The 22837-nt window shown below is 71.7% G+C and carries 15 protein-coding genes; 6 read left to right on the top strand and 9 right to left on the bottom strand.

Annotated features, from left to right (window positions below; genetic code table 11):
* Window positions 1-136: 136 nt before the first annotated feature.
* From Q8A52_RS40025 to glpK, 5 genes are all read left to right on the top strand, one after another.
* On the top strand, window positions 137-583 hold the full coding sequence (locus tag Q8A52_RS40025; RefSeq protein ID WP_316761228.1) for a Zn-ribbon domain-containing OB-fold protein: 447 nt from the start codon (window positions 137-139) through the stop codon (window positions 581-583).
* Window positions 580-1770, top strand: coding sequence for a lipid-transfer protein (locus Q8A52_RS40020; protein WP_316761226.1), 1191 nt, complete (start codon window positions 580-582; stop codon window positions 1768-1770). Before Q8A52_RS40025 ends, Q8A52_RS40020 begins: the two co-directional genes overlap by 4 nt.
* Window positions 1771-1902: 132 nt before the next feature.
* On the top strand, window positions 1903-3552 hold the full coding sequence (locus Q8A52_RS40015) for a GGDEF domain-containing protein (protein WP_316761225.1): 1650 nt from the start codon (window positions 1903-1905) through the stop codon (window positions 3550-3552).
* Window positions 3553-3931: 379 nt separating this feature from the next.
* A complete protein-coding gene (locus tag Q8A52_RS40010) occupies window positions 3932-4669 on the top strand; it encodes an MIP/aquaporin family protein (protein ID WP_316761223.1) in 738 nt (245 codons plus the stop codon).
* Between the two features lie 21 nt (window positions 4670-4690).
* Window positions 4691-6214 (top strand): glycerol kinase GlpK, encoded by a 1524-nt coding sequence (glpK, locus tag Q8A52_RS40005; protein ID WP_316761222.1) that lies wholly within the window; start codon window positions 4691-4693, stop codon window positions 6212-6214.
* A 60-nt stretch (window positions 6215-6274) separates the two neighbouring features.
* On the opposite strand, the gene Q8A52_RS40000 is transcribed toward glpK, so the two are convergent.
* The 5 genes from Q8A52_RS40000 to Q8A52_RS39980 are packed head-to-tail and all read right to left on the bottom strand — an operon-like array spanning window position 6275 to window position 14161.
* Window positions 6275-6880, bottom strand: coding sequence for a GTP-binding protein (locus Q8A52_RS40000; RefSeq protein ID WP_316761219.1), 606 nt, complete (start codon window positions 6878-6880; stop codon window positions 6275-6277).
* On the bottom strand, window positions 6861-10478 hold the full coding sequence (locus Q8A52_RS39995) for a hydantoinase B/oxoprolinase family protein (protein ID WP_316761216.1): 3618 nt from the start codon (window positions 10476-10478) through the stop codon (window positions 6861-6863). The genes Q8A52_RS40000 and Q8A52_RS39995 overlap by 20 nt, the downstream gene beginning before the upstream one ends.
* 24 nt (window positions 10479-10502) lie before the next feature.
* Window positions 10503-10898, bottom strand: coding sequence for a DUF742 domain-containing protein (locus Q8A52_RS39990; protein ID WP_316761213.1), 396 nt, complete (start codon window positions 10896-10898; stop codon window positions 10503-10505).
* Between the two features lie 9 nt (window positions 10899-10907).
* Window positions 10908-11342 (bottom strand): roadblock/LC7 domain-containing protein, encoded by a 435-nt coding sequence (locus tag Q8A52_RS39985; RefSeq protein ID WP_316761211.1) that lies wholly within the window; start codon window positions 11340-11342, stop codon window positions 10908-10910.
* The gene (locus Q8A52_RS39980) at window positions 11339-14161 is read right to left on the bottom strand and encodes a nitrate- and nitrite sensing domain-containing protein (RefSeq protein WP_316761208.1); all 2823 of its coding nucleotides are present in this window, start codon (window positions 14159-14161) and stop codon (window positions 11339-11341) included. The genes Q8A52_RS39985 and Q8A52_RS39980 overlap by 4 nt, the downstream gene beginning before the upstream one ends.
* Window positions 14162-14583: 422 nt before the next feature.
* Between Q8A52_RS39980 and Q8A52_RS39975 the strand changes: the two genes are divergently transcribed.
* Window positions 14584-15117 carry a hypothetical protein gene (locus Q8A52_RS39975; RefSeq protein ID WP_316761205.1) on the top strand — a complete coding sequence of 178 codons (534 nt, stop codon included), beginning with the start codon at window positions 14584-14586 and terminating at the stop codon, window positions 15115-15117.
* Window positions 15118-15182: 65 nt separating this feature from the next.
* On the opposite strand, the gene Q8A52_RS39970 is transcribed toward Q8A52_RS39975, so the two are convergent.
* From Q8A52_RS39970 to Q8A52_RS39955, 4 genes are all read right to left on the bottom strand, one after another.
* Window positions 15183-15521 carry a hypothetical protein gene (locus Q8A52_RS39970; RefSeq protein WP_316761202.1) on the bottom strand — a complete coding sequence of 113 codons (339 nt, stop codon included), beginning with the start codon at window positions 15519-15521 and terminating at the stop codon, window positions 15183-15185.
* Window positions 15522-15577: 56 nt separating this feature from the next.
* On the bottom strand, window positions 15578-20275 hold the full coding sequence (locus Q8A52_RS39965) for a hypothetical protein (protein WP_316761199.1): 4698 nt from the start codon (window positions 20273-20275) through the stop codon (window positions 15578-15580).
* A gap of 76 nt (window positions 20276-20351) precedes the next feature.
* Window positions 20352-21230: a hypothetical protein gene (locus Q8A52_RS39960; protein ID WP_316761197.1), complete on the bottom strand. Its 879-nt coding sequence runs from the start codon at window positions 21228-21230 to the stop codon at window positions 20352-20354.
* 52 nt (window positions 21231-21282) lie between these two features.
* Complete coding sequence (locus tag Q8A52_RS39955) at window positions 21283-22809, bottom strand: hypothetical protein (protein ID WP_316761195.1); 1527 nt, start codon at window positions 22807-22809, stop codon at window positions 21283-21285.
* Window positions 22810-22837: the final 28 nt, after the last annotated feature.

Raw genomic sequence — 22837 nt, 5'->3', positions numbered from 1 at the left:
CCCGTCGGCCCCGCCCGCCCCTCCCGATACCACGACGCCGGAAGGCGGCATCCGGTTCGCTCTCGCGGCCTGCCGATTCACGGTTGCCCGTGGCACACTTCTGACGTTCCGTCAGATTCGGCGTTCTGGAGGGGCTATGACGCGCACACGCACGCCCGCGGTCTCCGGCTGGTTCACCGGCGAAGGGGACGCATTCCGGCTCCTCGGCACACGGTGTTCGGCCTGTGCCTCCGTCTTCTTCCCGCGCGAGGACACCCACTGCCGCAATCCGGGGTGCTTCGGGGGCGACCTGGAGGAGGTTCCCCTGTCACGACGGGGACGGATCTGGTCGTACTCGGACAGCCGGTACCGGCCTCCATCACCCTATGTGAGCGATCCGGAACTTCCGTGGGAGCCGTACACGTTGATCGCGGTGGAGCTGGAGTCCGAGCGGATCGTGGTGCTCGGGCAGGCGGTTCCGGGCGTCACCGTCGCCGATCTGACGGTGGGCATGGAGGTGGAGGTCGTCCCGGGAGTGCTGTACGAGGACGCGGAGACGACCTGGACGACCTGGCAGTGGCGGCCGACGGGGGTGACGGCATGACGGCTGACGTGGCGGTGCTCGGTGCGGGCATGCACCCCTGGGGCAAGTGGGGTCGCGGCTTCGTCGAGTACGGGACGGCGGCTGCCCGCGCCGCGCTGGCGGACGCGGGCCTGAGGTGGCAGGACATCGGCTCGATCGTCGGCGCGGACACCGTGCGTGGCGGATATCCGGGCTATGTGGCGGGCGCGACGTTCGCGAAGGCCCTGGGCTGGCAGGGAGCCCGGGTCGCCAGCGTGTACGCGGCCTGCGCGTCCGGGGCGCAGGCGGTCGCCGCGGCCCGGGCGCAGATCCTCTCCGGACTCGCGGACACGGTGCTCGTGGCCGGGGCGGACGCGGCACCCAAGGGCTTCTTCCGGCCTGCCGGCGGCGACCGGCCCGACGATCCGGACTGGCTGCGTTTCCGGCTGCTGGGGGCGACGAACCCGGCGTACTTCGGGCTGTACGCGCGACGGCGGATGGCGGTGCACGGCGACACCCCGGAGGACTTCGCCCTGGTCAAGGTGAAGAACGCCGCCCTGGGTGCGCTGAATCCATATGCGCGCTACCGCAAGCGGGTCACGGCCGAGGAGGTCGCCGCCTCGGCCGTGGTCGCCGATCCGTTGCGGCTGCTCGACATCTGCGCGACCTCCGACGGCGGCGCGGCACTGGTGCTGTCCAGTCTGGATTTCGCCCGTCGGCACGGCGTCGACCGACCGGTGCGGATCCGGGCGGTGTCCACGGTCACGCCGCGCTATCCCAGTACCGTGCTGGACCTGCCGGACATCGCCACGGACTCGGCGGTGGCGGTGGAGGCGCCCGAGGAGACGTTCCGGGCGTCGATCGCGCGGGCCGCCTACGAGGAGGCGGGCATCGGCCCCGAGGACCTGTCCCTGGCCGAGGTCTACGACCTGTCCACCGCCCTGGAGCTGCAGTGGTACGAGGATCTGGGACTGTGCGCCGAAGGGGAGGCCGCAAAGCTGCTGCGGGAGGGCGCCACGGCCCTGGGCGGGCGCATACCCGTGAACGCCAGCGGCGGGCTCGCCTCCTTCGGAGAGGCGGTGCCGGCCCAGGCACTCGCCCAGGTCTGCGAGCTGACCTGGCAGTTGAGGGACGCCGCGGGTGACCGGCAGGTGGCCGGAGCACGCGTGGGCATCACGGCCAACCAGGGGCTGTTCGGGCACGGTTCCTCGGTGATCGCGGTGCGCTGACGGGGGATGCCGGGAGCCATGTGACGGGCGGGTTGCGAGGGGCGCCCCTACGCTGTGTGATCGACCCGGAATGCTGCGTGAACGTCTTATGAACTGGGCCTGGGCGTCCCGCAGCAGCGCAATCATGCTCCCGTGTACTCCTGGACGGATACTCTCCGCTTCGCCTTCCAGCCGGTGGTCAATCTGACGACCGGCGGGATCGCCGCACTGGAGATACTCGCCCGCCCGGAGACCGGCGACATCCTGGCCGAGGCCCGTCGCGACCCCGAACTCGACGGCGGCCTGGCCGTGTTGGCCCTCCGTGCGGCGGCTCGCAAGGAGACGCTGCTTCCGTTGCACGTCAACGTGTTCGCAGCCACGCTCGCCGACCTCGGCGGCCTCACCCGGCTGTACGACGCCGTACGCGAGGCCGGGCGCATGCCCTGGGAGGTGACGCTCGACGTCGTCCCGCCCTACACGCACGTGCCGCAACGGGCGCTGCTGGAGGCGGTGGCCACGTTGCGCGGCCAAGGATTCCGGATCAGCGCGGACGGCATCGGGGACGGGGACGTACCCCTGCGGCTGCTCACCGATCTGGCCCCCGACCTGGTCAAACTGGATGCCTCCCTGCTGACGCGGCCGGCCGCCGTGCGGGCGATGCGGACGCTGTGCGAGCAGCTCGGCGCCCTGGTCGCGGTCGAGGGCGTGGAGACCGAATTGCAATGCGGGGCCGCGCTGTCGGCCGGCGCGCAGCTGGCGCAGGGCGAGCTGTTCGCACCACCGGCCCGGATCCCGGCGACGGACGTATACGTTCCGCCCCGCTTCCCGAGTGCCGCGGCCCTTCCGCGGCCGGGACCGTCGGTGCGGGAGTTCGTACGGCCCGCCGCACTGTTGCCCGTCACCGCGTCGGCGGGTCAGGTGCGTGCGCTGCTGACCGGCTCGCCGGACGTGTCCGGGGTGCTCCTCGTGGACCGGGCCGGGGCGCCGGTCAGGTCGGTGCACCGCTCCCGGTTCCTGCTGACGATGTCGGGCCGCTACGGGCATGCCCTGTACGCCGACCGGCCCGCGGCGAAACTCGGGGACGCGCCGCGCACGGTCGGCGTGGACGCCACCGCCTGGGAGGTGCTGGACGTGGTGGCGGTCGGCGGCCGGGCCCGAACCTCGGACGACGTGGCGGTCGTCGACCGTCAGGGGCGGTGCGTAGGCGTCGTACGGCTCGCGGATCTCGTACGGGCGCTGGCCGAGAGCCGGGTCGAGGAGGCGGCCGGGCTCAATCCGCTGACGCGGCTGCCCGGTTCCGACGCGATCACCGGTGAGGTGGACCGGTGGATCGCCGGCGGCCGGACCTGCGCCCTGAGCTGGCTGGACATCGACCACTTCAAACAGGTCAACGACGGTGCGGGGTTCGCGGCGGGCGACGAGCTGATCCGGTCGGTGGGGCGGGCGCTGCAGCATGCGGCGTCCGGGACCACGCGCGTGGGGCACATCGGCGGGGACGACTTCCTGGTGCTCGCGGACGAGGACGGGCTGGATCCGGTGGTCTCCGCGGTGCTCGACGCGCCCTGGTCGGCGGGCGGCCGTGCCATCACGCTGTCTCTCGCCACCGTCGTGTGCCTGCCGGGCAGCGTCGCCGACCACCGGCAGGCCGCCGCATGTCTGGCACCGCTGAAGAAGGCCGCCAAGGCGCTGAGCGGGGCCAGTTGGGTGCTGGGGAGAGCAGGGCTGCCCGGGCACGAGATACGGCGGGGCACGGGGATGAGACCCGCCCCGGCCGGGTACGCGGCCGTAGAGCGCCTCGGCTGAACGGTCCCCGGCGTGCTCCCCTCGACCGGGGGCCACGGGGCCGGACGGCTGCCCCTGCGCGTCCGTCGGGAGTTCACGGTGCTCGGGCGAGCAGCTGTCATCGTTGCCGTCCACGACCTTGACGCTCTGAAGACGCCGGTGAACACTTCCCGGTGTCGGTCGACATCGCCGTACATTCTCAGCGTTGTCAGGCACTGCGCCGCGGGCCGCCCTAGCCATGGCCCGTTCCCCCGCTGGCGATTCGACTGCGACGGCACGCTCGTCACGGACGCCGGGCGGGGCGCGGGACCCTCCTCGCTCTCGGCTGAAGTCGCCAAGGGAACCGTTCCTGCTCGGACCCACCGGGGTCGACCCCCCGGGCCAGCGTCTAGGAGCCGCCATGAGCAACGGAGACATATTCGTCGGCGAGATCATCGGTACCGCCATCCTGATCCTCTTCGGTGCCGGTGTCTGTGCCGCCGTCACCCTCAGATACTCCAAGGCACGCGCCTCGGGGTGGGTCGTGATCGCGTTCGGCTGGGGATTCGGTGTGCTGGCGGGCGCCTACACCGCCGCTCCCCTCTCCGGCGGACACCTCAATCCCGCCGTCACCATCGGTATCGCCGTGGACACCGGCAAGTGGGACAAGGTCTGGGTGTACCTGCTGGGTCAGCTCGTCGGCGCGATGCTCGGCGCCGTGCTGGCCTACCTGGTCTACCTCGCCCAGTTCCAGGCGAACGTCCACAAGGAGGGATCCCCGGAGGAACCGACACCGACCCTGGGCATCTTCTCCACCATCCCGGAGATACGGAATCCCGTCGCCAATCTGATCACGGAGATCATCGCGACGATGTCGCTGGTCCTGCCCATTCTCGCGTTCGGGCTGACCAAGGGGCTCGGCGAGTCCGGCACCACCGTGCTCATCGTCTCGCTGCTCGTCGTCGGCATCGGACTCTCCCTCGGCGGGCCCACCGGTTACGCCATCAACCCGACGCGCGACCTCGGCCCGCGCATCGTGCACACCTTCCTGCCGATCCCCAACAAGGGGACGTCCGACTGGGGTTACGCCTGGATCCCGGTCGCCGGCCCACTGATCGGCGGAGCGCTCGCGGGCCTCATCTACAACGTAGCCTTCTGACCCAGCGATCAAGAGGTAGCCATGACGGACACCGTCGAGAAGTACGTTGCCGCAATTGACCAGGGCACCACCTCGAGCCGCTGCATCATCTTCGACCACGGCGGCGCGATCGTCGCCGTCGACCAGCGTGAACACCGCCAGATCTTCCCCAAGCCGGGCTGGGTGGAGCACGACGCCACCGAGATCTGGTCCAAGGTGCAGGCCGTCGTGGCCGGTGCGCTCGCCAAGGCCGGGCTGCGCGCCGACCAGCTCAGCGCGCTCGGCATCACCAATCAGCGCGAGACGACGGTCCTGTGGGACCGCGCCACGGGAAAGCCGGTACACAACGCCATCGTCTGGCAGGACACCCGCACCGCGGCCCTGTGCAACCAACTCGGCGGCAAGGACGGCCAGGACCGCTTCCGTGAGCAGACCGGACTGCCGCTGGCCAGCTACTTCTCCGGGCCCAAGGCCGCCTGGCTGCTGGACAACGTGCCGGGCCTCAGGGATCGCGCCGAGCGCGGCGAGATCGCGTTCGGGACCATCGACTCCTGGCTGATCTGGAACCTCACCGGGGGCACCGACGGCGGACAGCATGTCACCGACGTGACAAACGCCGGTCGCACCATGCTGATGAACCTGGAGACCCTCCAGTGGGACCCGTCCATCCTGACCGCGATGAACGTGCCCGAGGCCGTCCTGCCCGAGATCAGGTCCTCGGCGGAGGTGTACGGCACCGCCGTCGGCCAACTCGCCGGCGTTCCGGTCGCATCGGCTCTCGGCGACCAGCAGGCGGCCGTGTTCGGGCAGGCCTGCTACGACGTCGGGACGGCCAAGAACACCTACGGCACCGGTAGCTTCCTGCTGCTCAACACCGGCAACCGGCCCGTGCCCTCGAAGAGCGGTCTGCTGACGACGATGGGCTACAAGATCGGCAGTGAGGCACCGGTCTACTGTCTGGAGGGATCCATCGCGATCACGGGCGCGCTGGTCCAGTGGTTCCGCGACCAGCTCGGCATCATCCGTACCGCCGACGAGATCGAGCCGCTGGCGGCGAGCGTCGAGGACAACGGCGGCGCCTACATCGTGCCCGCCTTCTCCGGCCTGTTCGCGCCCTACTGGCGCTCGGACGCGCGCGGGGTCGTCACCGGCCTGACCCGGTACGTCACGAAGGCACATCTCGCGCGCGCGGTGCTGGAGGCGACGAGCTGGCAGACGCGCGAGGTCGTGGACGCCATGTTCCAGGACTCCGGCGTGCACATCACGACCCTGAAGGTCGACGGCGGCATGACGAAGAACAACCTGCTCATGCAGCACCAGGCCGATGTGCTCGGCGTGCCGGTGATCCGGCCCAGGGTCTCCGAGACGACCTGTCTGGGCGCAGCGTACGCGGCCGGCCTCGCGACCGGTGTGTGGAACGACCTCGACGAACTGAAGTCGCACTGGCAGAAGGACGTGGAGTGGACGCCCGCCATGGAGGCGTCGGTGCGCGACCGCGAGTACCACAACTGGCGCAAGGCCGTGGAGAAGAGTTTCGGCTGGCTGGAGGACGGCGACGGCCAGTAGGGATCGCAAAGGACCACGGCCCGTACCCCGGTCGGCGGGGGTGCGGGCCGTGCCCGTGCGTCAGATGGTGACCGTCTGGCGGCGGTCGGCCGCGTACGCCATCGCGTGCTGGACGACTCCGACGAGCACCTCCTTGACCGACTCGCGGCCGCGGGCGTCGCACAGCACCAGGGGCACGTCGTCGTCGAGGTCGAGGGCCTGGCGCACGTCCTCGGCCGGATAGCGGGGGGCTCCCTCGAAGCAGTTGACACCGACGAGGAAGGGTATGGAGCGCCGCTCGAAGTAGTCCACGGCCGCGAAACAGTCCTCCAGGCGCCGGGTGTCGGCGAGTACGACGGCACCCAGCGCGCCCTCGGACAGCTCGTCCCACATGAACCAGAACCGCTCCTGCCCGGGCGTGCCGAAGAGGTACAGCACCAGGTCCTCGCGCAGCGTGATGCGGCCGAAGTCCATGGCCACGGTCGTGGTGTGCTTGCCCTCGACACCGCTGGTGTCGTCGACCGGCCGCCCGGCCTCGGTGAGCAGTTCCTCGGTGCGCAGCGGTCTGATCTCGCTGACCGCGCCGACGAGGGTGGTCTTGCCCACGCCGAAGCCGCCGGCCACCAGGATCTTGAGCGTGACGGGCTCGACCGGAGGCTTGCCGCGCTCAGAACGCCCGAAGATCATCGATCTCTTCTCCTGCTTGATGGGGGTCGGGTGACGGCCGGCCGTAGCCTCCGCCGCCCGGGGTTTCGATGACGAGTACGTCGTCCGGGCCGACGTCGGCCGAGTCGCTTCCGCCGAGTTCGGTCACCGTACCGTCGGCCCGCTCCACCCGGTTGGCACCGAGCCCGCCGGGGTCGCCGCCCGCCATGCCGTACGGCGGGACCCGGCGGTGCTGGGACAGCGTGGAGACGGTCATGGGCTCGTGGAACCGGATGCGGCGCACCGCACCGTCTCCGCCGCGCCACCGTCCGGCGCCGCCGCTCCCCCGCCGCACCGCGAACTCGTCGAGCCGCACGGGCAGCCGCCACTCCAGGACTTCAGGGTCGGTCAGCCGCGAGTTGGTCATATGGGTCTGGACGACGCTCGCGCCGGCGAAGCCGTCTCCCGCGCCGGATCCGGAGGCGACGGTCTCGTAGTACTGGTGGCGTTCGTTGCCGAAGGTGACATTGTTCATGGTCCCGGACCCCTCGGCCTGGACGCCGAGCGCCGCGTAGAGGGCGCCGGTGATGGCCTGCGAGGTCTCGACGTTGCCTGCGACGACGGCGGCGGGCGGCTCCGGCGCCAGCATCGAGCCGGGCGGCACGATGATCTCCAGGGGGCGCAGGCAGCCGTCGTTGAGCGGGATGTCGTCGGCGACGAGGGTGCGGAAGACGTACAGGACCGCCGCGTTGACGACCGAGAAGGGGGCGTTGAAGTTGGTGCCGAGCTGCGCGGCCGTACCCGTGAAGTCGATCGTGGCGCGGCGATCGTCGCGGTCCACGCGCACGCGTACCCGGATGACGGCGCCGGAGTCGGTCTCGTAGGTGTACTCGCCGTCGTCCAGGGCGTCGATGACGCGGCGCACCGCTTCCTCTGCGTTGTCCTGGACGTGCCGCATATAGGCCTGGACGACGTCGAGGCCGAAGTCCTCGATCATGCGGGCGACTTCGTCGACGCCCTTGCGGTTGGCGGCGATCTGGGCGCGCAGGTCGGCGAGGTTGGTCTTGGGGTTGCGGGAGGGGTAGGGCGCCTCGGTCAGCAGGCGGAGGGTCTCGGCCTCGCGGAAGCGGCCGTTCTCGGCGAGCAGCCAGTTGTCGAAGAGGATGCCCTCCTCCTCGATGGTGCTGCTGTTCGCGGGCATGGATCCGGGGGCGATGCCGCCGATCTCGGCGTGGTGGCCGCGGGAGGCGACGTAGAAGAGGATCCGGTCACCCTCCGTGTCGAACACCGGCGTGATGACGGTGACGTCGGGCAGGTGGGTGCCGCCGTGGTAGGGATCGTTCACGGCGTAGGTGTCGCCCGGCCGCATCGAGTCGCCGCGGCGCCGGATGACCTCCTTGACGCTGGTGCCCATCGAGCCCAGGTGGACGGGGATGTGCGGCGCGTTGGCCACCAGGTTTCCGTCCGGGTCGAACAGGGCGCAGGAGAAGTCCAGGCGTTCCTTGATGTTGACGGACTGGGCTGTGGACTCCAGCCGGGCGCCCATCTGTTCGGCGATGGACATGAACAGGTTGTTGAAGACCTCGAGGAGAACAGGGTCGGCTTTTGTGCCGAGGTCGGAACTCTGTGTAATCGCCGCGCGTTCCATGACCAGATGCCCGTCGTCGGTCGTCGCGGCCCGCCAGCCGTCGTCGACGACGGTCGTGGCACTGGCCTCGGTGATGATCGCGGGGCCGGTGACGGTCTCGCCGGGGGGCAGGTCCTCGCGGCGGTGGAGGGGGACGTCGCGCCAGGCGCCACCGGTGTGGAGCCGGACGGTCTCGGGGGCGGCGTCGCGGCCCTCGTAGGTGGCGAGGGCGGACAGATCGGGGGGTTCGGTGATGCCGGTGGCTTCCACGGAGAGGGCTTCGACGACGATCGGGCGGTCGAGCGTGAAGGAGTACGTGACACGATGACGTTCTTCGAAGGCGTGGCTCATGGTGTCGGGTTCGGTCAGCTCGACGGTGAGAGTGGTGTCCGTGCCGTCGTAGCGGAGCTGGGCACGACGGGTGACCCTGATGCGGTCCTCGGGGACGTCCTCGGCGAGAAGTTCTGCGCGGGCCGCGGCCTCCAGGTCGTCGGCCGTCTTGCGGACACCCGTCATGGCGGCCGCCTCCAGGGGGGCCTCGACGGACTGCTCGCGCATCGATGTGGTGTCGGCGAGGCCGATGCCGAGCGCGGAGAGGACACCGGCCATGGGAGGCACGAGGACGGTGCGGATGCCGAGGGAGTCGGCGACCATGCACGCATGCTGACCGCCCGCCCCACCGAAGGTGGTGAGGGCGTAGCGGGTGACGTCGTGGCCCTTCTGGACGGAGATGCGCTTCACGGCGTTGGCGATGTTCGCGACGGCGATCTGCAGGTAGCCCTCGGCAACCTGCTCCGGGGTGCGGTCGTCCCCGGTCCCCTCGCGGATCTCGTTCGCGAGGGCGGTGAAGCGGTCGCGGACGAGGGCGTCGTCCAGGGGCTGGTCGCCGTCGGGGCCGAACACCTTGGGAAAGTGGGCGGGCTGGATGCGGCCGAGCATGACGTTGGCGTCGGTTACGGCAAGCGGGCCGCCGCCGCGGTAGCAGGCGGGTCCCGGATCCGCGCCCGCCGAGTCAGGGCCCACGCGGTAGCGGGAGCCGTCGAAGTGCAGGACGGAACCGCCGCCGGCGGCCACGGTGTGGATGTCGAGCATGGGGGCGCGCAGCCGTACGCCGGCGATCTGCGTGGTGAAGACGCGTTCGTACTCTCCCGCGAAGTGCGAGACGTCGGTGGAGGTGCCGCCCATGTCGAAGCCGATCACACGGTCGAATCCGGCGAGCTGCGACATGCGGGCCATGCCGACGATGCCACCGGCCGGCCCGGACAGGATGGCGTCCTTGCCGCGGAACTGTCCGGCTTCCGCGAGCCCGCCGTTGGACTGCATGAACATCAGCCGCACGCCCTGGAGTTCATCGGCCACGTGCTGGACGTACCGGCGCAGCCCGGGCGACAGGTACGCGTCGACGACGGCGGTGTCCCCGCGCGGGACGAGTTTCATCAGCGGGCTGACCTCGCTGGACAGCGAGATCTGCAGGAAGCCCGTGCGGGCGGCGAGTTCACCGATCGCCCGTTCGTGGTCGGGGTGCAGATGGCTGTGCATACAGACGATCGCGACGGCGTGGATTCCGTCGTCGTACGCCTGCCGCAGCGGCCCGGCGAGAGCGTCCAGGTCGGGTGCGCGCAGCACGGTGCCGTCGGCGGCGATCCGCTCGTCGACCTCGACGACCCGCTCGTACAGCAGCTCCGGCAGTTCGATGCGGCGGGCGAAGATGCGGGGGCGGTTCTGGTAGGCGATGCGCAGGGCGTCGCGGAAGCCGCGGGTGATGACGAGGAGGGTACGCTCGCCCTTGCGCTCCAGCAGGGCGTTGGTGGCGACCGTCGTACCCATGCGGACGGACTCGACGGTCTCCTCGGAGCCGTCGAGCAGCGCGCGCACCCCGGCGACGGCCGCATCGGCGTACCGGGCCGGGTTGTCGGACAGCAGTTTCCTGGTGAGCAAACGGCCGTCCGGGCGGCGCGCGACGATATCGGTGAAGGTGCCGCCTCGATCGACCCAGAACTGCCAGCCTGTCACGTCACTACTCCGCTTCCGCGCCCGTTACAGCGCCCGGAGGCCGTTGATCACGTCGCGCAGAATACTCTCGTCCACCAGCTCGGCCGGCGGTACGGGACGCGTCACATGGACGAGTTCCCCGTGCACGAGGTCTCCAACGAGGACCCGCACCACTCCGACGGGCAGATCGAGTTCGGCGGAGAGCTCGGCGACCGACTGCGGGGCGCTGCGGCAGAGCGCGACGATGTCCACCTGTTCCGGGGACAGTGTCCGGTCCGCCTCCGGGTCGTCCGCATGGGGCTCGGTGACGACCACCGCGATCAGGTCGAGGCGGTGCTGGGCCGCACTGGTGGTGCGGCCGCGCGTCATGGCGTACGGGCGGACGACCGGTCCGGCCTCGTCGTCGAACCAGTGGCTTCTTCCCTGATCCTCTCCGCTCATGTCATCCCTCTACCCGCCGGCGGGCAGATCGGTGCGCGGAGCGCTGCCGAGATGCACACCGACCCGCTTGACCAGCAGTGTCATCTCGTAGGCGACCTGGCCGACGTCGGACTCCGCGTCGGAAAGGACGGCGAGGCAGCTCCCGTCGCCGGCGGCCGTGACGAACAGGAAGGCCTCGTCGAGCTCGACGACCGTCTGCCGCACGTTGCCCGCCTCGAAGTGGCGGCCCACGCCCTTGGCGAGACTGTGGAATCCCGAGGCGACGGCGGCCAGGTGCTCGCTGTCCTCCCTCGTCAGGTCCTTGGACACGCCTGTGGGCAGGCCGTCGCCGGAGAGCACGACGGCCTTGCGGATGCTGGCGACCCGATCGACGAGCTCGTCGAGGAGCCAGTTGAGCTCCATCCGGTTCGTCGTGCTGTGGTCGGTCGCCTTCGGTGCGGTCATCGGCCGTCCCCCTTAGTGGTTCCTTGTGCTGTGCCGTTCCGGGCCCCGTCGCCCGCGGCGTTCTCCTTGCGGCCGCGCTGCCAGCCGCGCTGGAGCGAGGCCATGCGGCTGCGTACCTCATCGGCGTCGCGCTCGGCAGGGTCTGTCTCCCGGCCGCCCCGCCGCTCGGGCTCCCGTCGCAGCTGCGGGGCCAGGTTGGCCTGCCGTACGCGCTTGGGCAGCGCTCCGGTGCCGGATTCGGTGCCCTGGGGTGTGCTGCCCGTGGCCGCGGTGGTGTCGCCCGGGCCGCCGGGGGCGATCGCCGGGCGCCGGGTCCGCCGGGGCAAAGCGGGAGGCTCGGACGGTTCACCATGACCTGTGACCGGGGGCCCCACGCGGTCGGTGCGTCCGGCTCCGGGGCGCGGGGATGCCTCGCCGCGGCGGCGGGACGGCAGCGGTGCCAGGCCGTCCGGTTCGGAGCGGCGCGGGCCCGTCGGGGCCTCCTCGCCGGCTTCTTCGCGACGGGAGCGCTGGTCGGTGACGGGCTTGCCGTGCGAGCTCACCAGCTTGGGCGTCCGGCGCCGGGGCAGCGGCACGGGGCCGCTCGGGCGGTCGTCGGCCACGTACAGGTCCGCGGCGTCGGAGGGCCGCTGAGGGAGCTCACCCAGCCGGGCCGGGGCCTCGTCGTCCGTGCGGGCGATGGAGCGACGGGGCCGGAAGATCCCACCGCGTTCGCTGTCCTCGTCGCCGAGGGCGCCCGGGAAGTCGTCGAGGGCGTCCAGGTCGACGGGCGCCTCCAGTTCCACCGGCCCGTCCAGGAGCGAGGTCGGCACGCCGGGTAGCTGGACGGGTACCTGGGCCAGCGCGCCGGCGCGGCTCTGCTCCAGTTCGGCCTCCTTCGAGGGCCGGTCCCCGTCGAGTCGGAAGCCGATGCCGTTGGTGTCGGGAACGTCGTCGGTGAGCAGCACGTCGGGGATGAGGACGACCGCCGTGGTGCCGCCGTAGGGCGACGGCTGCAGCGAGACGCGGACGTTCTGTCGCTGGGCGAGGCGGCTGACCACGAAGAGTCCGAGCCGGTCGGTGTCGGAGAGCTCGAACTCGGGTGTCTCGGCGAGCCGGAGGTTGGCGTCCAGCAGCGCTTCGGCCGCCATGCCGAGGCCCCGGTCGTGGATCTCGAGGGTGAAGCCGTTGGCGACCCGCTCGCCGAGTACCTGGACGGCGGTATGCGGCGGGGAGAACACCGTCGCGTTCTCCAGGAGTTCGGCCACCAGGTGGGTGATGTCGGCGACGGCCGGGCCGGTCACGGCGATCCGCGGCAGCCGGCGGACTTCGATGCGCTCGTAGTCCTCGACCTCGGCGACGGCGGCGCGGACGACGTCCATCAGCTGCACGGGCTTGCGCCACTGCCGCGACGGGGCGGCGCCGGAGAGGATCACCAGGCCTTCGGCGTGCCGGCGCATACGGGTGGTGAGGTGGTCGAGGCGGAAGAGGTCGGCGAGTTCGTCGGTGTCCTCGGTCCTGCGCTCCATCGTGTCGAGCAGGGTGAGCTGCTTGTGCAGCAGCACCTGGCTTCGGCGGGCGAGGTTCACGAAGACCTCGGAGACGCCGGAGCGCAGTTCGGCCTGTTTGACGGCGGCCTCGACGGCCGCGCGCTGGAGGGTGTTGAGGGCCTGGCCGACCTCGCCGATCTCGTTCTTGTCGTACTCCAGGCGGGGAACCTCGGTCTCGACGTCTACCTGTTCGCCCGCGGACAGCCGGCGCATCACGCTGGGCAGCCGCACACCGGACGCCTCGTGCGCCTCCAGGCGGAGCTGCCGCAGGTCCTTGATGAGACTGCGGCCGACGCGTATGGACAGGACGACGGAGAGCAGGAGGGCGATCAGACCGAGAAGCCCGGCGACGAGCGCCTGGACGATCACACCCACGGCCACGGGACGGGTGCGGCTCTGGTAGCGGTCGCCGACCTGGTCGTCGAGGGTGCGCAGTTCGTCGAGCACATTGGCCGCGGCGCTGTCCCAGCTCTTGGCACTGACATCGCGCGGGGTGCCGGACCCGGTGGCGATGACGTCCCGCTCGGCCACGCGCAGCGATGCGGTGGTGGCGTTCTTCCAGAAGCGCTCGTAGCGGTCGCGCTCGGCGGCGGGGAGCAGCGGCAGGCTGATGTCGTACAGCAACGTGCGCTGGGCGACGAGGTCGGAGATGTCTCGGGTCTCGTCGCGGGAGAGCTTGCCCACCACCAGGGCGGAGCCGAGCAACGCGTCCTCGCGGGAGAGGAGTTCGCGGGCACGGGTGATGTTGACGAGGGCGCGGGCCTGCTTGTCCATCTCGACGTCGTCGATGCCTTCGAGACCCGCCAGGAGGGAGAAGCAGGGGTCGACGATCCGGTTGTAGCGGTCGAGGGCCTGGGCGCGGGTGACCGTGCCCTCCTCGACGCTGCGCCTGAGGGAGTCAATGCTGTCGAAGGCGTCGAGGACGGCAGTGACGCGCTCGCCGTCGTCGCCGTCCATGGCTCCGCGGAGGTCGGAGTCCTTGGCGTTCTTGCGGATCTTGGCGATGGCCTTGTCGCTGGCCGTCCGGGTGCGGCGCAGGGCCAACAGGGCGTCGGAGGCCCTGGGGTCGGCGAGGTAGACCAGGGTCTGGCGGCGTTCCTGCTGCAGGACACGGGTGGTGTCCTCGGTGGGATAGCCGATGCGTTCCTTGATGTCGGAGACGCGGAACAGCTGAGTGGCTTCCCGTCCCGTGAGTACCGTCGCGAAGCCCCAGATGGCGGTCAGGGACACCAGCGGCACGAGAAGCAGCGCCACGATCTTCCGGCGGATCGACTTCCCGCGAAAGCGCATGTCCTCCCCCAGCTCGACCCCCTCTGGTGTGGGGGTACACATGTGCGTCAACAAACGGCGCGAGCCTACTACCGTCACGCCACCAACTCGAAGACGTGTCCGGAAGCCGAACCTCCGCATCGCCGACGGGACATGCCGAGTTGTCCGGGCATTGCGGGAGATTGCCACCCCGAATCCGGCAGTTGCGTCAGGAGCGAACCGGGCAGGACCGGCGGCCCGGTTGGCCGGAATTTTTCCCCAGTTGGGAATCTTCTCGGCATGTCGTGCGTCCATGTCTACGGGAAATGGGTGCGGAATCGGCCACAGGAGCCGCATCACGCAACTCGGCGGCGTAAAACAGCGCAAGCCGGGCAGCCACTGGGGAGTCGGTGTTTTGGAACACCGGAGCGAGCGGTCTGCCGGCGGTGGGGAGTGACACGGTGATGGGCACGGCGGAGCGGCGCGAGGCGCCCGAGGACGGTGTGAAGGCGCGCTCGACGGCGCGGCGAGGGCAGAAGGCACCGGATCGCGACATTCCGTCGCAGCGGCAGGATGCAGAGTTTGCCGATGGGCAACCGCAGCCGCGTTACCGGCCGTTGTGGATAGAGGAGCCGGCGCGGCGGCGCCGGATGCCCGATCCGGTGCGGACGTCGGCCGTCCGCGCGGTGCTCATCATCTCGGTGACACTGATTCAGGCCATGGTGGCGTTCCTGTGCACGATGGCGGGGTCCTGGCTGGCGTTCCCTATGGTGATCAGCAGTGTCGCCAGCACCGTGGTCGCCACATGGGGCGTGGTCGACATCTGGGTGACCCGCCAGGTGTGGAACCAGCGCAACGGCGTGGTGTCGGAGCCGAGCAGTACGGCGCGGTCGCTGCGGCGTGAGCGGCGCGCGGCCCGACGGCAGGCACGGGCCGATGAGCGGGCCCAGGAGCGGATAAGGCGCCGGGGCGGCGCAGGGCAGTTGTCGCACTCCTGAGGGAGCCGAGTTCAACGCGAAGGGGGCGAGCCCGAGGGCCCGCCCCCTTCGCCGTCCTTTGACGGTCAGGCCTTGGCGTACTCCCAGCCGCCGCAGCTGTACGGCGTGCCGTTGGACGTGTCCTGCAGGCAGGCGCGGATCTGCAGGGTGGTGCCCTCCGCGAAGGACAGGTCCCAGTTCTTGGGGACGGCGTAGCCGTTGCCGTTGTAGTACGAGTGCCTGGGCGAGCTCGAGTTGTAGCGCCACTGGGCGGCGGTGCCGTGACCGTCCTTCTTCATGTCGACAGCGGTGAGGATCTCGCCGTCCTGGGCAAACTCGGTCTTCGCGGTCGGCGAGGTGAGGGCGTTGTAGGCCTCGAAGACGCTGCCGCCGGCCTGTGCCGGGGCGGAACCCAGGACGAGCACCGACGCGGAGGCCGCGGCTGCACCGAGGGGTGTCCGGCGGTGTCCCGCGCCCCCGTTCAGGGGGTCGCGGAGGCTGGGCGCTTGAACATGCGCGTCGCCGTGATCTCGCTGTGCACCGCCTCCTCCGCCTGGGGCTGCTGCGGCAGTCCCGGGCGGAGGTGTTCCTCCACGCTGATGTACTTGAGACCGGCCCGCAGGTCGGCGTCGTTGCGCAGCCGGATGACCAGCGGGAACTCCGCGAGCGCAGTCGTGTCGAACAAGCCCGTGGTGTAGAGGAGCTGGACACCGAGCGCGTCCGACACGGCTCGCTGGAGCTCCAGCAAATAGGTGGCGTTGGCGCGGCCGATGGGGTTGTCCAGGAACAGCGTGCCGGCGTGACGGTGCTTGTCCCGGCCCCGGTCGTTGCTCCTGAGCGCGGCCATCGTGCAGTACAGGGCGATGGCGGCGGTGAGCAGCTGGCCGCCGGAGAACACGTCGCCCATCTGACCGACGGGGACGCGCTCGGCGCGCAGCACGGCGTCGGGCTTGAGAATCTCGACCGCAACGCCCTTCGGCTGGAGTGCCGCGGCGACACCGCGCAGCAGCAGGGACATGCCGTCGCGCCGCAGGTCGGAGTTCTTCTTCAACGCCGCGCGCGTGGCCTCGTCGATGACCTCGCCCAGCCGCTCGGTCAGCGTCGCCTGGTCGGGCTCCTCGAAGCGGATGCGCAGGAACTCCTGGCCGGACCACTCGCCAAGCCCCTCGGGCAGCCGGGACAGCCGCTGCGCGGACCGCAGGGTGGCGAGAGCCGACTCGACGAGCCCTCGCAGCCGGTCCACGATGGAGTCCCTGTTACGCTCCAGCTGCGCCAGCTCGTCCGTGAGAACCCGGAGTCGGGGTGCGAAGGCATCCGCCCACTTCTGGGCGTGCTCGGGCAGTGCGGAGGCCGGCAGCTCGCGGATCTGCTGACGGGCGGGGGTCCGGACCTGCTCGTAGCGGGTGGAGTTGGCATGCCGGACCAGGACGTCGCTCGCCTCGCGCACGGAGGACTCGGCGGCGGACAGGTCGGTGGCGCAGCCGCGCAGCGAGCGGCGGGCCTCGGCGGCCGACTGGCGGGCCTCCTCCAGGTTTCCGGGGTACGGCTCCGGCTCTTCCTGCTCCTCCTCGACGGTGTGCTCGCGCAGCAGGTCGCGGAGCATCGCGGCGATCTCGTCGAAGCCGCCGGCCGCATCCTCGGCGGCCCGGTGGGCTTCCAGCAGTTCGGCGTGCACCTCGCGTGCCTGGGCCAACGCCTCGGTGCGGGAGGCGAGTTCCGCGGTGGCGGTGCGCAGCAGCGCCTGTGCGTGTTCGGCGTCGCGCGGGAGCAGTTCCTCGGTCAGTTCGGTGTGCGCCTCGCCGTCCTCCGGGGCATGGCGCTCGGCCTCGCCGCGCAGCCGTCCGAGCTGCTCGCTCGCGGTCGACATACGGGTCTCCAGGAGCTGCACCAGCTCCTCCGCCCGCGCGGCGGCGGCCTGCCGGGACGGGCCGTCGGATCCGTCGGGCGACTGAAGCAGCTGCTCGGCGCGGGTACGGACCTTGTTGCTGAGCCGGTCCAGCTCGGCGTGGGCCGCGCTCTCGTCGCTCTCGGCGCGGGCCTGTTCGGCGCGCAGGTCGGCACCGACGCCGACCTTCTCGTACACCTGGGAGGCGGCCCGGTAGGCCTCACGGAGCGCGGGCAGGGGGGCCCTGGGCCCCTCCGAGTCGTCCTCGGAAACGTCGTCGGGGGCGCCGGCGATCTCGGAGCGCTCGGCACGCAGCGCACGGGCGGTGCGCCGGGCGTCGTCGGCGGCGCGCTGAGCGGCACGTCGGTCCTCGTCGGCGGCGCGGGCCCGCTCCAGGCAGATCTGGGCGCGGGCCTCGGACTCGGTGGCCTCGTCGGCGAGTTCGCGTAGTTTGACCTGCCAGCCGGAGCGCTCGCGCAGCCGGAAGGCGAGCCCGGCGAGGGCATCGGCGGCCCGCCGGGCCTTCTGGGCGGCCTCCTGCCGCTCGTCGCGCGCCTGCGCCGCCTCGGCGGCGGCCTCGTCGGCCTCGGCCCGTACGGTGCGCGCCTCGGCCAGTTCGGCCTCGGACTCCTCGGCGAACGCGCGCGAGGTGCCCGCGGCCTCTGCCAGCTCCACGAGCCGCCCGGCCGGACAGCCCGTACGCCATGAGGCCAGCCGGGCCGCCAGCTCCCGGTCCTTGCCGAGCCGGGCGGCCAGCGTCCGGATCTCCTCGTCCCGCTCGGTCGCCCGCGCGCGCAGCGCCTGCCGCTCCTCGTCGGCGGCGTGCTCGTCGTGCATGGCCGGGTTCGGTGGTACGAGGAACACGTCACCGGCGGTCGAGTCGGCGGCCGGGGTGGGAGCCAGCAGGGCGGCCGCCGTACCCACGGCCACGGCGGAGCGCGGCAGCAGCGCCGCGTCACTGAGCGCCTCACGGGCACGGGCGTGCGTGTCCGGGTCGGTGATGATCACGCCGTCGACCAGCTCCGGACGGGCGGCGAGCACGCGCGCGTGGTCGGCCGGGTCGACGGCCTGTGCGAGATAACGCCAGCCGGGCAGCGCGGGGATGCCGTGCTCGCCCAGGAACTCGACGGTGGCCAGCACGTCGGGGCCGGGCGGCAGCAGTCCGCCGTCACCGAGGGCGCCGAGGATCCGGGCGTCGTCCGCCGCGGCGGTGCGCAGGTCGAAGAGCTGGCGTTCGGCGGAGGAGACGGTGTAGTCGAGGAGCTCGCGCAGTTCGTCCGCGAAGCGGTCCAGGTCCTCCGGGGTCATGGGTCCTTCGGCGAGGTCGCGGGTGGCGTGGGAGCCGTCGGCCTCGGCGGACGAGCCGGTCGGCACGCCCCCGCCGTGCGCCGAGCCGCCGTCGGCTCCGGCCCGCGGGCCGGGCACACCGGCGCGCGCGCCTCCGGACGCACCCGGCAGGCTCAGGAGCTCGCCCAGCCGCTCCTCCCCCGCCAGCGTCTCGGCGAGACGGCGCTCGGCGTCGTACGCCCGCTCCGCCGCCGTGGCCGCATCCGAGGCACGGGCCGCCGTCAGCTCCGCGCGGGCCTCCGCGGAAGCCGCTTCGCGCGCGTGCTCCGTCGCCTTCCGGGCGGTCTCGCGGGCCGTGTCCCAGGCGGCGACCGCCGTCTTCTCGGCGTCGCTGGCCGCGAGGGCCGCGCGGGCCGGGTCGGAGTCGGGCGCGCTGTCGTCGAGCCAGCCCGCCCGCACCGCCTCGGCGGTCTCCTGCTCGACCTCGGTGAGGCGCTGGCGCAGATGTCCGGCCTCGCTGCGGGCGCGCTGCGCCTCGGTGGCGGCGGCGGTCGAGTCGCGGTACGCGGACTCGCCGACCTCCTGGAGCGCGGCGGAACGCTCCTCCTCCTCGTTGGCGAGGGTCTCGGCGCTTTCGGCAGCCGCGTGCAGGGCCCGTACGAGATCAACGGCGGCCTTGGCCCGGGCGGCGAGCGCGGGCGCCGCGTCCCGTTCGGCCTCCTGGATGGCGGCGGCCACGCGTGCGACGCGGTCGGCGGCGGCGCGGTGGCGCAGCACGGCCTCGGCGGCCTGCCAGGCGGAGTGCAGCGTGCGCGCGTCGGCGAGTTCGCGCTTCTGCGCGGCGGCGGCCTTCTCCCCTGCGCCGAGCGCCAACGAGGCGTGCCGATAGGCGAGTTCGGCGGCGATCAGCGCACTGCGCTCCCGGGCGCCCTCGGAGTGAGTGACGGCGTACGCGGCGGCCGTGACCCGCTGGGCGAGGTCGGTGGCGCGCACCCGCTCCCGCACGCCCCGCGCGGTGAGCCGCCGTGCCAGTGTGCGCGTACGGCGCTCGGCTCCCGCGTGGATGTCGCGCGCGCGTGAGCGCGCCTCCGCGGCCTCGACGATCCGCCCGAGCAGATCGACCGACCCGGCGGTGAAGTCCCGCTCGGCGATCAGCTCGGCCCGCCGGCCCAGTTTGTTGCCGAAGCCGCCGACCAGATCGGCGAGCCCGTCGGTGTCCCGGGTGTCGGTGACCGCGCGCAGCAGCAGGTCGGTGAAGTCGGAATCCTTCTTCACCGCGAAGAGACCGGCCGCCTCGCCCTCGTCCGCGTTCATCTCGCGCTGATAGCGGAAGAGTTCGGGGTCGAGGCCGAGGTCGCCGAGGTGCTCGATCCAGCGGTCGTGGATCTCCTCCCAGTGCACCTCCAGGTGCGGGTACGCCTTCCCGGCCTCGGTGATGGCGTCACGGAAGCCCTTCATCGTGCGGCGACGGCCCTGCGCGCCGGAGGCACCCTCGACGGGCGGCCGCACGGCCGTGGACTCGGCGACGGGGAGGTTGTCGAGGCTCAGTCCGGGGCCGGGCCGGAAGGAGTACCAGGCCTCGGCGAACTTCCGCGGGTCGTTGGAGACCTGCCGCCCGCGCCATTCACTGACCTTGCCCACCACGACGCACTCGCCGGTGAGGGTGTGCTGCCACTCCAGTGCCACGTGTCCGCAGTCGTCAGCGAGCAGGAACTTGCGCAGCACGCCGGAGCTGGCGCCACCCAGGGTGTTGCGGTGACCCGGCAGCATCACCGAGAAGATCAGCTTGAGCAGGACCGACTTGCCGCCGCCGTTCTCCAGGAAGAGCACGCCGGCGGGTGCGGGGCGACGCGGCGGGCCGACCGGCTCCTCCTCGAAGAACTCCGCCTGCGTCGGGGCAGGGTCGGGCACCGGCTCGCCCACGCCCCTCAGGTCAAGCACGGTGTCGGCGTAGCGCGCACCGGCGGGCCCGATGGAGTAGAGGCGGACCCGGGACAGCTCGTACATGGCGGACTCTCGTCGTCATTCTTCGGAAAGGAACGGTGGTTCGAAAGCTTCGGCGGCTTCGGGTGCTGCGGGAGCCTCAGGAGTGGAACGGCAGCCCGGCCTCGGCCACGAGCTCCAGATCCTCGGTGTTCTCGGCGGCCATCAGGCTGGCGGTGCCGTCGGTGACCGGGACGATACCCAGGTCGAGGAGTTCGGCCAGCGCGGCGCTGCCTGCCAGGTCGCGCACCTGGAGCTGGTAGCGAGCCGTCGTGCGGTAGGTGCCGCCGTTGTCGTCTCCCGTGCGCTGCAGGAACCCGGAGTCGGTGAGGAACGCGGCCGCCTTGCCGACGATTCCGGTCGTCGAACCGGCCAGCCGGCGCGCGTCCTTGGTGGCGCCGGCCGCGCTGCGTCTGGCCCAGATCCGCCAGGCGGTCTCCAGACCGGGCGCGTCGGTGGCCGGGTCGGTGTTCTCGCCCCGTTCGTCGGCCCGCTCCTCGAGGCGCCTGCAGGCCTGCCGGACGAAGGCGTCGACGCCGTTGACGGTGATCCGGCCGATGTATCCGTCGTCGGCGAGGTCCTCGGGCCGCGGGAACGCCAGGGCGGCGACGGCGAGATGGGCGAGGCCGTGCAGGAAGCGGTCCCCGGAGTCGGTGGACGCGCGACGCGCGTAGTCGCCCATGCGCACGGCGAACACCGAGTCCTCGGCGGCCGTCACGGCCATCCCCGCGCGTGGGGAGACTTCCAGTACGACCAGTCCGAGGCCGGCGGCGACGGCGTCCGCGAGCCGCGCGAACGGCGGGTCCTCGCGGTACCGGCGCAGCAGTTCGGTGTACTCCTGGTCGCGCGCGGGCTGCAGCTTGGGCTGGAGTCCGAAGGCGACGAGCCGCGCCGCGTCGGCGGCGTCGGCGGGCGTGACGGCGGAGCCGGCCGGCGCGGCGGCAGGCTCGGGCTCGCTCCAGTCGACGTGCTCGGTCACGACTCCAGCTCCTTGTTGCTCTCACACTCGTACGTACGTCGCGCGGCTCCGTTCACGCCGCCTCCGTCCGGTCCGCCGCCATCCCCGCGGCGTCCAGCAGCGCGGTGCCGACGATGAGGTCGGCGCCGCCGAACTCGGGATCGTCCAGCTCGGTGCCGTCGTCCACGGCGAACAGCAGCTTCTCCTCGCCCTGCCGGTATGCCGTGCCGACCGCCGGGCTGGCCGCGTGCACCGCCAGCAGCGCCACCAGGTACGGGAGGTCGGGGTCCTGTCGGCGCGCCTCCGCGAGCAGTCCGGACAGTCTCCTCGGCGCGTCCGCGGGCAGGTCCAGCAGCTCTTTCGCGGCGGCCAGCTGATCGTCGCTGAACCGGCTGTCGTCCGGCGTGGCGATGAGGTCGGGCTCGGGCATCTCCGCCCCCAGGTGCTCCCGTTCCACCGGCGGTGTCAGGAGCAGGTCTACGAGGTCCGCGACCCGTACCGAAGCGGGCGTGCGCAGCCCGGTCCCGCGCGCGAAGAAGGCGTCCGTGACCCGGATCGCCCGCTCCAGTGGCAGGGGCAGGACCGGCGCGACGAGGTGGCCGTAGAGGTCTATCCCCGAGGTCGTCATGGGGGTGGCGAAGGCCTGCCGGTCCTGCTCGGCGCGGAACAGGGGGCCCGCCTCCAGCAGCCGGGACTGCAGCTGCGTGTGCCGCCGGATGCAGTCCTTGACGATGTCGACCAGCTCGGCGGCACGGCGCTTGTGCTCGGGGTCCTCGGTCTCGTCGCGTGCCTTGCGGATGTTGGTGAGGATCGCGTTCTCGTGGCGATAGCGGTCCGCGACGTGGTCCAGGGCCTCGGCGATCATGTCCGGGACGGCGTTGAGCCAGTCCACGGCCCGGACGTTGCGCCGGGTCGCCTCCAGGGCCCGGCGCAGGGTCTCCGAGTACTGCACGGTCCGGTACCGGGCCTGCTCCGCGGCGAGCTGGGCGTCGGCGAGGCGGCCACGGTTGATCAGGACCTCGAGCTTGACCTCGGCGGCGATCTGGGCGCTGGTGACATCGGTGTCGAGCGCGCCGACCAGGACGTTGACCGCCTCGTCCGTCGTGCGCAGATAGACGGTGCCGCCGGGGCCGGGAACCTCCTCGATCAGCTTGAAGTCGTAGTCACGGCGGACATACGTCCCGTCCGGCGCGAACGTGCCGTACACGGCTCGGAAGCCGCGGTCGACGCTGCCGACGTTGATCAGGTTCTCCAGGACCCAGCGGGCCACTCGCTCGTGCTCGGCGACGGGCCGCCGCGGGGCCTGGGCGGCGATGCGCGGGATGAGCCTGGCCACTATCTGCTCGTGGTCGGCGCCCGTGTCGAAGTCCATGTTGAGGGTGACGAGGTCGATGGCCGCGAGGGCCACCTCCGCCATGCCGTACACCGAGTACTCGCCGGCCAGGTTCGCCTTGCGCGCGTCGAGGTCGTGCAGCGGCGCCGTGCAGGCGAGCGCGCGCAGCCGCCGCGCCAGTCCCTCGTCGGCGGCCGGACCCGGAGCCGGGCGCGGCCCCGCGCTGAACTGGGGCGGAACGCTGTCCGTCGATGCAGGCGAAGTCACGGTGCACAGACTAGGTCCTCGGTCTGAC

Origin of the sequence: Streptomyces herbicida (assembly GCF_032656585.1) — a bacterium.
Taxonomy (GTDB): Bacteria; Actinomycetota; Actinomycetes; order Streptomycetales; family Streptomycetaceae; genus Streptomyces; species Streptomyces herbicida.
This window is presented reverse-complemented; position numbering and strand designations above follow the sequence as displayed.

Excerpts from the sequence above, each read along its gene's own strand:
- Q8A52_RS40025 (WP_316761228.1), top strand. The coding sequence starts at position 137 with ATGACGCGCACACGCACGCCCGCGGTCTCCGGCTGGTTCACCGGCGAA.
- Q8A52_RS40020 (WP_316761226.1), top strand. The coding sequence starts at position 580 with ATGACGGCTGACGTGGCGGTGCTCGGTGCGGGCATGCACCCCTGGGGC.
- Q8A52_RS40010 (WP_316761223.1), top strand. The coding sequence starts at position 3,932 with ATGAGCAACGGAGACATATTCGTCGGCGAGATCATCGGTACCGCCATC.
- glpK (WP_316761222.1), top strand. The coding sequence starts at position 4,691 with ATGACGGACACCGTCGAGAAGTACGTTGCCGCAATTGACCAGGGCACC.
- Q8A52_RS40000 (WP_316761219.1), bottom strand. The coding sequence starts at position 6,880 with ATGATCTTCGGGCGTTCTGAGCGCGGCAAGCCTCCGGTCGAGCCCGTC.
- Q8A52_RS39990 (WP_316761213.1), bottom strand. The coding sequence starts at position 10,898 with ATGAGCGGAGAGGATCAGGGAAGAAGCCACTGGTTCGACGACGAGGCC.
- Q8A52_RS39985 (WP_316761211.1), bottom strand. The coding sequence starts at position 11,342 with ATGACCGCACCGAAGGCGACCGACCACAGCACGACGAACCGGATGGAG.
- Q8A52_RS39980 (WP_316761208.1), bottom strand. The coding sequence starts at position 14,161 with ATGCGCTTTCGCGGGAAGTCGATCCGCCGGAAGATCGTGGCGCTGCTT.
- Q8A52_RS39975 (WP_316761205.1), top strand. The coding sequence starts at position 14,584 with ATGGGCACGGCGGAGCGGCGCGAGGCGCCCGAGGACGGTGTGAAGGCG.
- Q8A52_RS39965 (WP_316761199.1), bottom strand. The coding sequence starts at position 20,275 with ATGTACGAGCTGTCCCGGGTCCGCCTCTACTCCATCGGGCCCGCCGGT.